Source organism: Rhizobium sp. P1_E6, from assembly GCF_056405875.1.
Window position 1 is genome coordinate 17,967 of record NZ_JBFUBG010000074.1, and the last position, 16,169, is coordinate 34,135.

The 16,169-nt window shown below is 58.3% G+C and carries 11 protein-coding genes and 1 pseudogene; 6 read left to right on the forward strand and 6 right to left on the reverse strand.

The annotated features are described in order from the left end of the window. Nucleotides 1–175: 175 nt before the first annotated feature. Nucleotides 176–1,600: a sensor domain-containing diguanylate cyclase gene (locus AC1D35_RS26290; protein WP_477940819.1), complete on the forward strand. Its 1,425-nt coding sequence runs from the start codon at nucleotides 176–178 to the stop codon at nucleotides 1,598–1,600. Nucleotides 1,601–2,023: 423 nt separating this feature from the next. Here AC1D35_RS26290 and AC1D35_RS26295 read toward each other — a convergent pair whose 3' ends face one another. The 3 genes and pseudogenes from AC1D35_RS26295 to AC1D35_RS26305 all read right to left on the reverse strand — a co-directional run. Continuing rightward, entirely contained in the window at nucleotides 2,024–2,908 is an 885-nt protein-coding gene (locus AC1D35_RS26295) for an MBL fold metallo-hydrolase (RefSeq protein WP_477940821.1), read from the reverse strand. Between the two features lie 139 nt (nucleotides 2,909–3,047). Then, a complete protein-coding gene (locus AC1D35_RS26300) occupies nucleotides 3,048–3,401 on the reverse strand; it encodes an RT0821/Lpp0805 family surface protein (protein WP_113311823.1) in 354 nt (117 codons plus the stop codon). A 234-nt stretch (nucleotides 3,402–3,635) separates the two neighbouring features. Further along, nucleotides 3,636–3,863, reverse strand: a pseudogene (locus tag AC1D35_RS26305) (Ku protein); the annotation flags it as partial. Between the two features lie 383 nt (nucleotides 3,864–4,246). Here AC1D35_RS26305 and AC1D35_RS26310 point away from each other — a divergent pair. From AC1D35_RS26310 to AC1D35_RS26320, 3 genes are all read left to right on the forward strand, one after another. Continuing rightward, complete coding sequence (locus tag AC1D35_RS26310; protein WP_477940823.1) at nucleotides 4,247–8,242, forward strand: hybrid sensor histidine kinase/response regulator; 3,996 nt, start codon at nucleotides 4,247–4,249, stop codon at nucleotides 8,240–8,242. A gap of 237 nt (nucleotides 8,243–8,479) precedes the next feature. Next, nucleotides 8,480–9,607, forward strand: coding sequence for a PAS domain-containing protein (locus tag AC1D35_RS26315; RefSeq protein ID WP_113298881.1), 1,128 nt, complete (start codon nucleotides 8,480–8,482; stop codon nucleotides 9,605–9,607). After that, nucleotides 9,604–10,035: a response regulator gene (locus tag AC1D35_RS26320; protein WP_477855382.1), complete on the forward strand. Its 432-nt coding sequence runs from the start codon at nucleotides 9,604–9,606 to the stop codon at nucleotides 10,033–10,035. The genes AC1D35_RS26315 and AC1D35_RS26320 overlap by 4 nt, the downstream gene beginning before the upstream one ends. 136 nt (nucleotides 10,036–10,171) lie before the next feature. Here the strand turns inward: AC1D35_RS26320 and AC1D35_RS26325 are convergent, their stop codons facing one another. Together AC1D35_RS26325 and AC1D35_RS26330 are read right to left on the reverse strand one after the other, a co-directional pair. Next, nucleotides 10,172–11,257 carry a sensor histidine kinase gene (locus AC1D35_RS26325; protein WP_477855381.1) on the reverse strand — a complete coding sequence of 362 codons (1,086 nt, stop codon included), beginning with the start codon at nucleotides 11,255–11,257 and terminating at the stop codon, nucleotides 10,172–10,174. A gap of 498 nt (nucleotides 11,258–11,755) precedes the next feature. Then, on the reverse strand, nucleotides 11,756–12,430 hold the full coding sequence (locus AC1D35_RS26330) for a hypothetical protein (protein WP_477855380.1): 675 nt from the start codon (nucleotides 12,428–12,430) through the stop codon (nucleotides 11,756–11,758). An 805-nt stretch (nucleotides 12,431–13,235) separates the two neighbouring features. On the opposite strand from AC1D35_RS26330, the gene AC1D35_RS26335 reads away from it, so the two are divergent. Together AC1D35_RS26335 and AC1D35_RS26340 are read left to right on the forward strand one after the other, a co-directional pair. After that, nucleotides 13,236–13,553 carry a DUF982 domain-containing protein gene (locus AC1D35_RS26335; protein ID WP_113311816.1) on the forward strand — a complete coding sequence of 106 codons (318 nt, stop codon included), beginning with the start codon at nucleotides 13,236–13,238 and terminating at the stop codon, nucleotides 13,551–13,553. Between the two features lie 624 nt (nucleotides 13,554–14,177). Beyond that, the gene (locus AC1D35_RS26340; protein ID WP_477940826.1) at nucleotides 14,178–14,849 is read left to right on the forward strand and encodes a hypothetical protein; all 672 of its coding nucleotides are present in this window, start codon (nucleotides 14,178–14,180) and stop codon (nucleotides 14,847–14,849) included. A 219-nt stretch (nucleotides 14,850–15,068) separates the two neighbouring features. Here the strand turns inward: AC1D35_RS26340 and AC1D35_RS26345 are convergent, their stop codons facing one another. Then, the gene (locus tag AC1D35_RS26345; protein WP_113298874.1) at nucleotides 15,069–16,133 is read right to left on the reverse strand and encodes a LacI family DNA-binding transcriptional regulator; all 1,065 of its coding nucleotides are present in this window, start codon (nucleotides 16,131–16,133) and stop codon (nucleotides 15,069–15,071) included. Between the last annotated feature and the right edge of the window lie 36 nt (nucleotides 16,134–16,169).

Consider the following 16,169-nt stretch of genomic DNA (forward strand, 5'->3'; position numbering starts at 1 on the left):
AGGAGGATCAAGCCAGAGAGGCAATTACGCTGATCCGTCGCGTGGTACTAAACCCTCGTTGTCCCAACCTTGGGCAATATACATGGCGTGTTAACCGCTCAGGCAGATTGCGTATTGTCGATAACGCGGAAGTAACGCGAAGACGCAACGGTGTGCGCCACGCATAGAGAGAAAGATGGCCGTGGCTACACGCTTCACACATTTCAAGCTGGTCGGTCCCGCGATAATCGCGATTGCTCTGCTGATCGCAGGGCTTGCGGCCATACCGTATTTCGGAGTGGCCCAACTCGACKCGAAGATTAGAAATCGCGAGGAAACGCTCGTCAAACGAAACATCTCGATTTGGGTTTCCGACGTTGAGTTTGCCCTGACAGCCTGGACGATCTGGGACGAGTCGATCGCGAGGATCGACAACAGCTTCGACGCAGAGTGGGCGGACCGCAACATTGGCGCCTCCCTGATCGGAACATCCCGGACGCGATTTGCCGCCATTCTCGATCCAGAGGATCGTATCATCTACTCGAAAATCGCCGACGAGGTTGCTGAAAGGCCGTTTTTCGCCCGTGGATCCAAATCCGTGGTGACTGGCGCGCGCGCCCTCGTGGATAAGGTGCGAGCGGAGGAAAAGGCACCGAAAAAGGCTGGTATTCCAGATCCCATTGCTTTCAGCAAGATCGAGGTGCTGGGGTCCGACGCTGTTCTCCTTACTGCGAGCCTCTTCCAGCCGGATTTCAAGACGTCGACGCCGCGCGGAAGCCGAGCGCCCGTCCTTGTTTCTGCCGTTCCCATCGCTGGGAGCCTGCAAGCGTTTCTCGGAGACCGGTTTCTTCTGGACGCCGCCGCAGTGGGGCCACTCGGCTCGGTCGCGCCTGACCGCTCGCGCGTAGAGATCGCGGTGGGGGAAGACGGCCGGACCGAAGTCCTGTCATGGCGCTCGCCAACCCCTGCACGTGACCTTCTCCTACAATCACTACCGCTTGTCGCCACCGTCGCGGTCGTGCTCGTTATAGGTGGTGCAGCCGCTGTCTGGTCGTCACGTCGAACCGTGGCCTCGCTGCTTGATGCGGAACGGCAAATGCGCCATGCCGCCACCCACGACTTCCTGACCGGTCTTGCCAACCGTTCGCTCATCGACACGGAGTTTGCGCGGCTGTCCGGGTCCGGTCGATTATCGGTGGTGTGTCTCGATTTGGATGGCTTCAAACTCGTCAATGATCGACACGGTCATGCGGCCGGCGACGAGTTGCTGAGAGAGGTATCCAGGCGTCTCGAAACGGGCTCCCGCGAAGGCGATTTGGTTTTCCGTTTGGGTGGGGACGAGTTCGCGATCCTGATGCCGTCCGTTTCAGAAAAGGAGGCTGTTCGTTCGTGCCGCACCCTGTCATCCAGCCTGTCGGCCCCGTACAGTCTTGCATGCGGGCAAGTGACAATCGGAGCGTCGTTCGGATTGGCGGATGTGGCCGAAAACAATGCCGAAAGCTGCGCTAGCGCGCTTCGGAGGGCAGACGAGGCCCTATACGCCGCGAAAAGAAAGGGAAGGGGGAACATCTTCGTTGTGCCCCAGCACCCGACTATCCAGGCGGTTCGTTCATTCGGGTAGACAGGGTAACGCGGGGTTCGCGATGACCGAAGTAGAAACCCGTTACATACGAATCCCAAAGCCCGAAAAAATGATCATCCGGAAGGCGCGGTCGAGCATGCGTACGAAGCGTCCAAGGCTCGAAATGGGGACGCATCGGGGGCGAGCGAGAAGACACTTGAAGCCACCGGTTCGCTGCCTCCGGGACGTTACATTCACTCCCAAGGACATCCGTTCCAGAATTCCCACGAAGACTGCCTGATCCGCGCCGTCGATCCGAACGCGTTGACGGAAGAGAGGTGACCCATCCTTTCCTCAGCCGTCGAACGTGTCCGAGATGGCCAGTCGCATTCAGGTCTGAAGTCAACGCTCGCCACTTAACGCGTTCCGGGATGAGGCTTGATTGCTGGCGATCGCGATCCAGTTCAAGCCCCCAATTCCGAGTTACTTCGCTGCCGGGAGGCTCGGCTCCCACGAGAAGTGATCGCCGTCGGCTGCGATGCGACCCACGCCCGGGAAGGGAAAGTGCGGCGTGAATACAAGTTCGTTGTCCTTCGCTAGTTTCTTCAAGGTGTCGATGCGGTTCTTCTCGCCGCCTTTTTCGTCATTGTCGAACCCAACTGGCCATTCCGGTTCTACAAGCGAGATGATCGAGCTGTGAACCGTGTCTCCGATGTCCAGTAGCTTCCCCTTGCCGGATACGATTTCATAGCCGACATGGCCCGGTGTGTGGCCCATTAAGCTGACCGAAGTTATTTGTGGCACAACCTTCACGCCCGGCTCGAAGGTCTTCACGTTATCGTCGATCACCTTGACGATGTCCGCAAGCTGGGCGTTCTTCTTGGCGAATGCCCATTCCGCCGAGGACATGCGGATCGTTGCCTTGGGGAAGGCCAGCTTCCCGTCCTTAACAAGACCGCCGATGTGGTCTGGATGCGAATGGGTTATCAGAATGTCGGTAACTTCTTCCGGCTTGGTGCCTGCCTGAGCGAGGGACTGCTGGAGCGCTCCGCCGACCCCAGTATCGATCAGGATCACGTGCTTTGGCTCTTTCACCAACAACGCATCCACGCTCAGCGTGACGGTATCGGTGGGCGCACCCGCTGCCTTTAGTAGTTCACCAATTTCCGCTGTGGAGTGGCCGACACCGAAGATCTTGCCGTCGTTCGGCAGTACGAACTGGGCGTCGTGCAAGGAAACCAAATCGAGGGAACCAATTTTAAAGGCCCTTGAGTTCGGCTGCTGCGGAGGCATTTGCCCGGAGGCGGAGGCTGCAATCGCCAATGCCGTCAGAGACGAAGCCACGAATAATGTTTTGGAATTCAACATGACGCGATCCTTCACTTCGGGGGCGATGAAGTCATTTAGTCTCCCTCACCGAGCCAGGTCACCTCGCAATCAAGCGAAGATACCACCGCTGCGATTCTAGCGGATATAATTCAAGGCGCTAGGGTAGGAGTAGGATACCCTATTGCCCGCCCAGTTTCCAACTATCCCCAGACGGGCAGGCTACGCCGTCGACGCGCGTCATGCCGTCGAGTGATTGCCGACTGGTTACAAAACCGCGACATCCGTCCGGTCCATCGTTACCGGCATCGATTTGTTCGATAACGCCCGCGCTGCCTGTGGATGGGTTGGCCCAAGCGAGCGCAGTTGCACCGACAGCACCGCGACCGACTGTGTCTGCGATCACCGCTTGATCGGTCAAAAGCGCCTGGTGCGAGATTGCTGACTGGGCGAGGGGCGTCTCAAGCGGCTCGATATGTGAGCATGCCGTCAAAGCCGCGATGCTCATTGTCCAGATGAAGTGCTTCGAATTCATTGCTCGGATAAAGCGTTTTGCCTGTTGTGTTTCAAGTTAATAGTAGTTCACATTCTGGCGAGGTTTCAGTGATTGCCTTGATGGGCGGGCATCACGCGAAGATCGTGACAGAAGACGGAGCGCGTCTTCTGGTCTGTGCGACACGGATGGTGATCGGGCCCGCGAGGTCGCCAACGAATACGGCGCCGTCGATCTCGACCGCAATCCAGAACGCCTTGTCACTCGCCCCGATGTCACGACATATCGGCCGTTCTCGACTTCATACCCTTTGACCTGATCCTCACGCTCGACGGGATCGCCCGTCTCGCTGTCGATGAACTCGCGATTGACCCTGTTGCCGGTCTTGCGGTTCAGCGTATTGACCGCGATCCATTCGGAGGACGATGCGGCGGTATAGAGCGCCATCGGACAGGAAACCTCTCCGAACCTGTAGCGCTTCCAATTGGCTCTTGAACCCGCCATGACATCGACACTCCGGACGCAACTCAAACGATTCAAGTGATTCGGCAGCGAATTGTTCCGAGTTAAAACGAATCATTTTTCAATGACTTAACGCCAGGGGGTGCAGTATCGGTAGGGCGCTCGTGCGCGACGCGGGCTTACGCCTGCTCAATGCCGCTGACATCCTTGGAATTCGCGGCGTAGTCGTACATGTGATTTCCGATGACGCACGAGCCTTCTATGAAGCGGTCGGCTTCCTGCTTTCGCCGCCGACCCATGATGCTGATGGTTGGATTGCATGACCTCAACAACGCTCTGAACTCCTAAAGGAAACTCATCTGCCGGAGCTTTCCGTAATCGGACCGGTGCCCTACATAGGCCGGACCATCAATGAACCGGATTCCATGACATCCCAACCATTCGACTTTCTCGCTCACGACGGCGAGCTAGCCACCCAGATCCGGAACTTCGACTGGACGAGGACATCGCTCGGTCCTCCGGCAAAATGGCCGCAGATCGTCAAGATGACGACGACGACGATCCTGCAGTCGCCCGTGCCAATCGTGACGCTCTGGGGTGACGACGGGATCATGATATACAACGACGCTTACTCGGTCTTCGCCGGCGCCCGTCATCCGCAACTTCTCGGTTCCAAGGTGCGGGAGGGGTGGCCTGAAGTCGCCGACTTCAACGATAACGTGATGAAAGTCGGCCTTTCTGGCAAGACGTTGGCCTACCAGGATCAGGAACTGACCCTTCATCGATCGGGCAATCCCGAACAGGTGTTCATGAACCTCGACTACTCGCCGATCATCGGGGAGGATGGCAAACCATGCGGCGTGATGGCAATCGTGGTCGAGACAACCGCCAAGGTGGAGGCGCAGCGGTGGCGCAACGGGGAGCAGGAGCGCCTGCGTCAGATGTTCGCGCAGGCTCCCGGCTTCGTTGCCTTGATGCATGGCCCGGACCACGTCTTCGAACTGACGAATGCAGCATACAGGCAACTGATCGGACATCGCGATGTGGTGGGGATGTCCGTGCGCGATGCACTGCCTGATCTTCGCGGGCAAGGCTATTTCGAGCGGCTCGACGAGGTCTATCGGACAGGCATCGCCTATGAGGGCAAGGCGCTTGCGGTCGACTTTCAGCTGTCTGCCGACGCACCCGTAGAGCGGAAATATGTCGACCTAGTCTATCAGCCGATCTTGAGCACCGATAGAGAGGTCGTCGGCATCTTCGCGCAGGGCTCGGATGTGTCGGACCGCGTCGCTGCGGAGGAGGCACTGAAGGCAAGCGAACGCGAGACCCGTCAGGTCCTCGACGGGGCGGTCGACTACGCGATCCTGGCGCTTGATTTGAACGGCCGCATCCTGCGCTGGAACGAGGGTGCACGACGGATCTTCGGCTGGACGGAAGACGAGGTTGTCGGCATTCATTGGGAGATGCTGTTCACGCCGGAGGATCGTGCATCCGACCGGGCACGCGAGGCAATGGACGCTGCGCTCGAGCTTGGGACCGCCCACCACGAACGATGGCACATGCGCAAGTCTGGCGCACGCTTCTGGGCGAACGGCGAGATCAGTCCTCTTCGAGACCCCGAGGGAAAGCCGGTCGGGCTGGTCAAGGTGCTGCGCGACAGGACCGAGGAGCACCTCGCTGCACAAGCGCTCAAGGAAGCTGAAGCTCGGCTTCGGCGCGCGCAGGAAGCAGGTCGTGTCGGCGTTTTCTCGCTTGACCTCACCACCAATCTGCTCAATCCGACGCCTGAATTCTGCAAGATCTACGGGCTTCCGGAGGACGATGAGATCTCCATCGAACGGGTGGAAGAACTCGTGGTTGAGGAGGACCGCGAGATAGGGTCTAACACGCGCACCCGTTCCACGGGAACATCGCCGTTGAACGTCGAGTACCGCATCCGTCGCGCCGACAATGGGCGCAAGCGCTTTATTGCCCGGCGTGGCGAGTTCGAGACCGACAGCGACGGCAATCCGATCCGGTTTGTCGGAGTCGTTCAGGATGTGACCGACCGGCGCCGGGCCGAGCGGGAGCTGCGGGAAAGCGAAGCGCGGTTCAAGGCGCTGGCACAGGCGATCCCCAATCACGTCTGGACCGCCAAACCTGACGGAGAACTCGACTGGTTCAACGGGCGTGTCTACGAATATTCCGGGGTTCACGAAGGTGATCTCGATAACAACCGTTGGACCGACATCGTCCATCCGGACGACCGTGCCGGCGTAGCTGAGCGTTGGCAGGCCGCTCTTGATGCCGATCAGCCCTATGAAACGGAGTTCCGGCTGCGGCGGGCAGACGGGCGGTACCGCTGGCACATCGCCCGGGCTGTTCCGACCAAGGACGACGAGGGTAAAGTCGTGCGCTGGATCGGAACCAATACGGACATCGAGGAACAGCGCGAGACGCGCGCCAAGCTCGAAGCCTTAAACGAGACCTTGGAGCAACGGGTGGCGGAGCGGACCGCCGATCGCGACCGCATGTGGCGGCTGTCGACGGATATCATGCTCGTTGCCGATTTCCAGGCAAACATCACCGCCGTCAATCCGGCGTGGAAGAGTATCTTCGGTTGGGACGAGGACGAACTGGTCGGGCGTTCGTTCATGGACTTTGTTCATCCAGACGACCGGGCAGCCACGCTTTCGCAAGTCGCTAGGCTCGGCAGCGGTGCGACGACGTTCTCCTTCGAGAACCGTTATCAGAAGCGGGATGGAGGCTACCGGCTCATTTCCTGGACGGCCGTGCCGGATGAGGCGTTCATTCATGCGGTTGGCCGCGATGTAACCGAAGAGCGGGAGGCTGCCGCCAACCTGCGCCGGACCGAATTGGCGCTTCAGCAAGCGCAGAAGATGGAGGCGATCGGAAATCTGACCGGCGGTGTCGCCCACGACTTCAACAATCTGCTGCAGGTGATTGCAGGCAATCTGCAGTTGCTTGGCAAGGACGTCGTCGGAAACGAACGGGCGCAGCGTAAGATCACCAACGCGCTCGCGGGCGTCGATCGCGGATCCAAGCTCGCATCGCAACTGCTCGCCTTCGGCCGCCGGCAGGCGCTCGATCCGCGGGTCGTCAATGCTGGCCGGCTGATCCGCGGGATGGACGAGATGCTGCGCCGGACCATCGGCGAGGGGATTGAGGTCGAGACCATCGTTACGGGGGGCCTGTGGAATACGCTGGTCGACCCGATGCAAATCGAGAACGCCCTTCTTAATCTCGCCATCAACGCGCGCGACGCAATGGACGGTTTCGGAAAGCTGACCATCGAAGCGGGCAATGCCTATATCGACGATGCCTACGCGCGGCAGCACCAGGAGGTCGAGCCCGGACAATATGTCGTCGTCGCCGTCACCGACACCGGAATGGGCATGGCGCCCGAACTGATCGAGAAGGTGTTCGAACCATTCTTCTCGACGAAGCCGGAAGGCAAAGGCACCGGCCTTGGCCTTTCCATGGTCTACGGTTTCGTCAAGCAGAGCGGCGGGCACGTGAAGATCTACAGCGAACTTGGTCAGGGCACGACGGTGAAGATGTATCTTCCTCGTTCCATGCAGCAAGAAGATCTTGAGGTCTCAACGAACGACATTCCCGTCGAAGGCGGCCCGGAAACGGTCCTTGTCGCCGAAGACGACGAGGGCGTGCGGACAACAGTGGTCGAGATGCTGCAAGAGCTGGGCTACCGGGTCTTGAAGGCGCCGGACGCGACTGCTGCGCTGAACATCATCGAAAGCGGCATCCATATTGACATGCTGTTTACCGATGTCGTCATGCCCGGGCCGCTCAAGAGCAGCGAGATGACCAGGAAAGCAAAGGAACGGCTCCCGGGCATCGCCGTGTTGTTCACCTCCGGCTATACGGAGAATTCCATCGTTCACGGCGGCAGGCTTGACCCAGGCGTACAGCTGCTTTCGAAGCCATACACGCGCGAGGCGCTCGCACGAAAGATCCGCCAGGTTCTTGAGATGGAAAGAGGGACAACATCTGCTGGTGGCAGACCCAATCCGAAAAGAAAAGTCCCGGAGCCGGCAACGCGGGAAAAAAGGCAAAGGCGCGTCCTGCTCGTTGAAGACGATATGCTGATCCGAATGGCGACTGCCGACATGCTCGCCGACCTTGGCTGCGACGTCCTGGAAGCAGGTTCTGCAGAGGAAGCGCTACCTTTGATCGCGGAGGGCGGTACAGATATTCTGATCACCGACCTCGGCCTGCCGGGAATGTCTGGCGAGGAGTTCTGCCGCTACGTCAGGACCAGATGGCCCGACATCGGCATTGTCTTCGCGACGGGCGCGAGCCACGGGCCAGAAATGCCAGACAGCACGCGAACCGCCTTGCTCCCCAAGCCGCACGGATTGGAAGAGCTGAAGAAAGCACTGGAGGCGGTCAGCACCGGATAATCCCGGACAAGTCGAAGGACGATGCGGCGACAGCGCTGCAACGGCCAGGGCCACTTTGCGTTCTATCGCGATCAGCAGGAGTTTTCCGCACACCTATTCAACAGGGGGAAATCCACTCGCATTGAAGGCGCCTATGCCCGAGGGAAGGGACGGCAGTCGACACGCAGCAGCGCCTCATCCATCGGAACCAGACCTTCAATACAGCGTTAGGTCCTGCATAATTTGTGCGAGAGGCTTATGCGGCAAAAGGATCAATACCTTACCGACGCTCAAAGCGCCGGCGACAGGCTTGTCGCGGGCCATGTCCGAGAAGATCCGTTCGCGGCTGCTTTTAAAGCGACGCGTATGCCGATGATCGTTACAGATCCCAACCAGGGTGATAACCCCATCATATTTAGCAATAGCGCCTTTGAGCGGCTCACCGGCTACTCGAGAGAAGAATTGGTTGGAAGCAACTGCAGGCTTCTGCAGGGACCTGAGACAGACAAGACAACGGTGACGCGCATCAGAGAGGCGGTCGGTGAAGGTCGAGACGTTGCGGTCGACATCCTAAACTATCGCAAGGACGGAAGCACGTTCTGGAACGCTCTCTTCATTAGCCCCGTTTGGGACGATGAGGGTCGGATCGTCTATTACTTTGCCTCGCAGCTCGACTTCACCGATGTGAAGAGCCGCGAGGCCGAATTGGCAGCAGCCCGGCATCAGGCAGAGCAAGAGGTAGCCAAGAACACCGCAGATCTTAAAGCCGCGCTCGCCGCAAAGACACTTCTCGTCCATGAAGTTGATCATCGGGTAAAAAACAACCTTTTGACGATGGCTTCGATCGTTAAGCTGCAGGCCCGGACAACGAAAGACGAGGGCCGGAGACGAACCCTAATGGCCCTCCTCAATCGGGTGGAAGCGCTCAGCACGGTTCATCGCAAGCTGTTCACACTTGACGATATATCGAGATTTGACGTCTCCGATTTTGCCCGTGAGCTCGTCACCGATCTCATCGGCGCGCTCGGACGAGACGATATTCATCTGACCCTAGACCTGCAGCCGCTGTATGTGCCGGCCGTCAAGGCGACACCTCTTTCGCTGATCGTCAATGAATTGGTAGGCGATGCGGTCAGACGCGGCTTGAGCGACGGCGGTGGTGAAATCCATGTTGTGATCAAGCGGCTTAACGGGCATTTCCGCATCCGTGTGGAGGATATTGCCGAACCCGTCCAGCCCGACCCGGAAAGCGCGGACTATGGTCGGCTGCTTCTGGAAGCTTCGGCGCAACAGCTTGGCGCTCACATCGTGCGAAGCAACGAGGGCCGTAAAACCATTGTCGATGTGACATTACTTGTCGACGACCATCAGGAGAATAAAAAATGAGGGTGATGATCGTCGAGGACGAGATGCTGCTTGCCATGGAACTGGAAAATGAAGTGGAAACGGAGGGGCACGACGTGATTGGCGTTGCGATGAACAGCGATCAGGCTCGTGATCTTCTGGCTGTTTCGATCCCGGATTTCGCGTTTGTCGACATCCATCTCATGGACGGCCCCACTGGAATAGACGTGGGGCGGCGCCTCGCGGAAGCAGAGATACCGTTCGTGTTCGTGAGTGGAAACATCAAGCGTCTTCCCGAAGATTTCGTCGGGGCTCTCGGGGCAATCGAAAAACCCTACACGATCAACGGGATGAAGAACGCACTGCAATATATTTCTGCCGTGGTTGCCGGCAACGAGGATGTAGAACCGCCGACCAGTCTCGTTTTGGCCGCTGATGCCCAGCCCCGGACCATCCGTCGGCACGCATGACAAGGTATTGCGGATATCGACATGTGATCTTGCGGCCGCAGGGCGTTTGAAAGTGGAACGACCTATGTTTGCCTTGGCCATCCCAAAAAAATAGCCATTCAGGCGCAACTGTGGACAAGCCGCCAGCCGCGTCTTCTCAGGCGTTCATCGCCAAGTCCCGGGCAAAAAACAGGCGCACTCTCACACCCTCTTGCGAAGCGGTCTCCATGACGACTTTTGCCTTCACGTTCTGCTCCAGGGATTTTACGATCAAAGCACTGAGCTTGCCCGGTTTTGGCCAGACCGTTCCGGGCTGAAGTCCGATTCCATTGTCGGCGACGGTGACCGTGCAGCCTGTCTCGTCGACAATGCTTTCAACGGCAATCTCGCCCGACTCCCTGCCGATGAAGGCGTGTTTCAGCGCATTTGTCATCAGTTCGTTGACCACAAGACCGGCGGGCATGGCCGCGTTGATCGAGACGGGCCAGGCGTCGACCTTCAGGTTGAGCCGGATTCCTTCTGTCGCATGGGCGGCCATGACCGCGGAGGCGATTTGGCTGATATAGACGCCAAGGTCCACCGTCTCCCCCTTTTCGTCCTCCGACAGCGAGCGGTAGAGAAGTGCAAGGGCATCGACGCGCCCGGCCAGTCTTTCAAATTGTTCTGGCACGACTTGCTTCTGCGTGTTGCGGGCCTCCAGCCTTATCAACGCCGTTACCATTTGCAGATTGTTTTTTACGCGGTGCTGGAGTTCCTTCAGCAGGGTGTCCTTGTCCAGTAGCTCCTGGGCGAGCGCCGCTCGCTCGTCGCGGTCGCTCTCGATCACTTCCGACAACGCGACCAGCCGGTACACTGGCTTGTCCGCATCGTCCAGAATCCTGTTGGACCAGGCATCGATACTCACCGCTTGTTCGCCGACCCGTGCGGTAAACCGCCCGAGATACTCTTCGTCACCGATAACTGCTACGCTCAGAGGACGGCCGTCGGACTGATGTGCTATTTCAGAACTGATCGCATCCCAACCCTGGCCTTGAAGTTTTGCTGCTTCGAGACCAACCAATCGCTCGAAGACAGGATTGGCAAAAATGATGAGCTCGTCACCGTCGAGACTTGATACACAGACGCCGAAGGGAATGTGGTCCAGAAACTGACGGAATTGCTCGGCCTCGAGCGCTTCAGCCAAGTGGGGCATCTCTGCGAGCTTTTCGACGTCGTCGGGGGTGATGTTACCTGTGGAATCCATGTGGTCCTCCGGACAATCGTCCAGCCTGTATAGGTCAGAGATGGGCCGGTGCACAATGAACTTATGGGCTGCCGGAACGCTGTGATGAACAAGCCTGTAATCACTTGCCCGGATTTTGCGCCCGTCGCGATTGGGTGATCTGGCGCAAAAAGGGATAGTCGCCGTTGTCCTCACCCTGCGATGCCGTGCGGTAAGAGAGCCGGTCAGTGCTTACCGCCTTCCTGGTCGGTCACCATGGCCTGCCTCGCCGGATATGAAGATCTTCCACGCATCGGAAGCGCGAAGCGGCGAGGTCGGCATATGGCGAGAGCCGGCCGCGGCCCGATTGCGAAAGGAACTTCGATGCCTTGGCTTTGGTATCGACGGAGATGAGGAGGTTACGACCGCTCGCCGCGACTTGATCGAATTTCTTTACACGCTAGCTTGTGCTGGCAGTAGACGCGGTTTGGAGGCGCGGCACGGTGCGGAGCTTGGATATGTTGCACCGTTTCTTGGCGCTTACTTCCACTCCCAGAGCCCAACCGAATGGTGCGGTCGTGTGGTGACGATGGCAGCGGGTTCTTTCGTTATTGCACGATAACGGCTGGCGTCGTCTGCGTCATTGACCCCGACGAAGATCATCTTCATCGAACTCTTGAATGGCGCGCCCTTGGCCCTGTGCTCGAAGCTGATGACAGCGTGCGGATATTCCGCGTTGAGGCCGATCATGGGTTCGCCCGTCAGAGCAATATGGTTCTGCATCGTTAAGAAGGCAGAAACCCGCTGATAGGCAGTGGCCGGCGAAACCTGCGTGTTGCCTTTTGGCGTTCGGGCATAGGCGATCGTATCCGTTTGCCCCTTTTGCCGTCTTGTCTGATAAACGAGAAGGGCATCACCCATCGCCAGTTCGATGTGAAGGTCGAAGGTCTGGTATCGATCTGGCCGTTCATAAAGGTCGTCCAGCGTCGCCTTCAAATCATGAACATAGTCGGTATAAATCGAGGCGGTCATCAATGGGTCCATGTGGGCATCAGCTCTAAAATGGTTGTCGACACAGGTGAGCGGTCTCTCGGCGTGGGCCCGACAAACCGCCATGGCGCTGTCAACGATGTTTCTCGTCTCTGCCACAAGGGCCAGGGCCAATGCAATCTTCGAGATCGGGGCAGTTGGTGTGGTGCCGCCGGCGCTCAGCACAGCACACGTCCGGTGGGAGGCGAACTATGATGGACGTATTTGGATTACCTTATCTGAAGGTTTGATGATGTTGAACGGCCGCTCGCTGCAGCAAGCGGGCAGCGATGGGCTCTGGTTTATTCTGTCTCAGTCATAACCTCCTCTCTTCCGTGAAGTGAGCCTGCGGCGCAGGACCCGGGGCTCCTGCTTCGCGAGCTCGTGGGCAACGGCGGGGGGAGGAGACAAGCAGACAATGCGGAGGGGGATCGCCTACGCATCGCGCTTTCGGCGAACGCCGCCAATCCTGCAGCGGCCACGGGCCGCGCTCCTTTTCTCGCTTGATGCCTCGTTGATCGAGTACCTGCGAAGCGTCCAGTCGGCTCAAACAAAACGGGCGCTCGACCTGATCAGGGAGCGCCCGTGTGTTGCTACCGACGGCAAACACTGACGTATCGGCAGGCCGTCAACATGGGCTGTGCTTTACTGCCGCTCGGCTGCGATGACAAATGCCGCTTTCGCAAACTGCCTATGCACAAATCAACATGCTGCGACGCTCGGCGATGAGGCATATTCCGGCTTCTTAGCGCCATTTCATATCTCTCCTACAGCAAGCCCGGCAACACGCGATCGCCTGAGAAGTCAGCGCGTGCATACGATCGACCCCCCACGATGGAATGCTTACGGTGCGGCCGTCGGGTTCCTTCGGTGTCCGCGATTCTGCGGGGGCAATCAGCAACTCTCGCCACGTTAACGCTGTTTTAACTAATTGAAATACAAGCGCGCTTTCGTCGTGTATAATGACGCTCTCAATGGACTGGGTGAAGGCATGGCAGCGAATAGATATTCGGCCTTTGCGCCGATCGGACTAAAATTTCACAACAGTCAGCCGCAAATGATCGTCCGGAACCTGACCGACGCGGCGCGTGTTCTCATAGAAGATTGGCCTCTCGACGATGGCGAGGATTACGTCATAGCCGTCAAGGCTTGCGCTGATGCGCTGATCGGGGAAGTCAGCCCGGAGGAGTTCCGGCAGAGCCTTCTCAACGCTGCCCTCGAGGCTGGCGTTTGCGCCCTCTCGCTGGTCTGCGACCCGGCTCTGCGCGAGGAGCGCGTCGAGCCACTTCGGTTTCCGCAGGGCCTCTGAAACAAAAATCTCAATTTTTTGGCTGACGTTGTGACACTGATGACGTCCCATGACGTGGGGGCCAGATTTGTGGAACACGTAGCGAATATCTGTAAGAAACGCTGCTCAACAACGATTCCCTCGCTTTCCTGCAGGCGCGCCAGCTCGGTGCGAGCGCGTTGACCGGCAACGTCCGCGACCTCGATTTCCTCTCCCAACTCATGCCAAGCGGTCGGGTGCTTTTGTATCGAGCGCCGCTGGAACCTTCCTCGCCAATTTGAGGTCTGCCGATCGTCGGCTTGGATCGACGTTTCCCGGCATATTTCATTCCGCATACCGCCTCCGGGCAAGAAGAGGATTAAGGACTGGAGCACAAACGACGACTCCGCGCATGAAAACGAAGCCCTCAATAGCGTTCGTACTCTAGGGAGAGCGATCTTGCTTTGGCCAATTCCCGGAAGATAGGCCCTTGAAAGCCAGTGGGCTTAGCCTCACTTGATATGCTGACACTTAGACGTTCACCGAAGCTCCTACCAAGGCGGTTTCCTATTTCTTCGGTTCAAGGCAAACTGGAGGTGAAAGTGCTGATTCCGTCTACGCGAGCTTATTGACGCAACTCACATCTCACACTCAACGAGGTGAATATTGACGCAGTTCTTCGAATCCGCCCAAGGTATTATGGCAATGGGGGCGTTCATCGGGGCTGGCAGTTTAGCTGTCGGCGTTTTGGTTCCGACCATCATTCGACTTGCGAAGAGCGGTTTGGATCGGCGACCGAAAGCCGAGGCAAGAAATCTCGCAATGATGACGGTACTGGCGCTTGATGACTTTGTCGGAGCAAGCTACGCGGCCGTTCACGACACGCCCGAATTCAATCCCATGGACGAGGGCGAATTTACTTTTCACGTTCCGGAGCCCACGCTTGTCCTTCCCAGGGAAGTCAATTGGGCCCTTTTCAATGCCGAACTTTCAGAACAAATCCTGTGGCTCTCGAACCGTGTGAAGAACCTCACATATGCGTTGGACAGCCTGGACCTTTCGGGCCCAGGCTATGATGGATTCTTCGAGCGACGCCAGCAAGGGTATGCGGGGTTGGCGGCAGAGGCCATGGACATCATCGAGCGGATGCTCGAGGAGTTTGACCTGACCCTTCCTGCCAAACCGGACTACTACCGCCAACGGCAGGGGTTCGTCTCGGCGATCCAGAGTGCAGGCGAACGTAGCTCCGCTCGCCAGAAAAATGGCGCTGAGGTGCAAACGAGTGGCTCAAATGTTTTGCAACTCTTTCCCAGGATAGGCGAGGAAGCTGATCGATGACGAGGGCGGGCGCGCCGCCGACGGATGGGTACACCGAGTGGAGCATCGACATTGGGTGTCCCTGTCTTCGCCATGTAACATCGATGCCATCCCGCCCAATCACCCGTGCCCACTTGACTGCGTAAGACGAGGCACCTTGTTTTCGGTGGAAGGCGAACCAAAATCTCAGCTTGAATTCGTGAATTCAGGGCGGCAGACGATCGAATGATCGGCAGGCCGTCAAGCGGGTGTGGGGTCTTTGATGGCGTCGAGAGGCCCTTCAAGCGCCGTACGCGGCAGCACGAGTTGCGGCTCGATCATGATGATCTCGGGCAGTGCATCTTCCCCCAGCAAATCAAACCCTCGATCGAGCATTTCCGAGACGTTTGGTTTGATCATGTAAACGGGGAACGGAAGAAACGACCCGAACGGATCGTAGTCGAAGCATCCCACAACAATGTCGCCAAAGGCCTCGCCATCGTGACGTCCCATGAAACGTAAGAGCCCCTCGAAATTAATCGACGAGTTTACGAAGAAGCAGCGCGGCAGCCTGCCATGTTTCTCATAGAAGCGCTCGAAGGCGAGGGCGGTCATGCCCGGAGAATATCCGGTGGTCTCGATATCGTCCTTCGGGACGTCATCGCCGAAAATTGATTGCTTCACCGCGTGGAAGCCGAGTACTCGGTCGCGGCTTGCGTGGTCATCGCGCCCACCGAAAAGGCATACATCCTCGGGGGCAAGCGGCCCCATCCCCTCGGCATGCCGGATTATCGCGCTCGTCAGCATCTCCGCCCCCTGCCGGTTGTCGGAGATAATCGACGGGGCGTATTTGCCCGGCAAGTCGATGTTCACATGCGGCACACCTGCTCGCAGGCAGACCTGATGAACGCCGTCTGGATCGGTCGCGCCGGCAACGAAGAGGGAATCGATGGAGTATGCGATCAGCGACTCGACTGTCTGCCGTTCCTCCTCGGGGTCGCGTCGTCCCGAAACGACCATGGGCACCAGCCCACGCTGGCGCGCTTTCGCTTCGAACGTCTGTGCCATCGATGAGAAGAAGCGGGTATCGTAGACGGGCAGGAGCAGCCCAGTAAGGCCGGAGCGCGAGCTTCTCAGCCCACGGGCCTGAAGGTTCGCCGTGTAGCGGTGCGCTTTTGCAAGCGTCATGATTTTGTCAGCGGTTTCTTCGGAAATGCGCCGCTTACGCCAGGTGCCGTTGAGTACAGCGCTGACGGTCGACGGGGATGCGCCGGACACCACCGATAAATCGTAAATCGTTGCTTTCTTTTGCTCTTTTTCCGACATCCCCGAATCTCCTCACCGATCTTCACTATCTAGAAC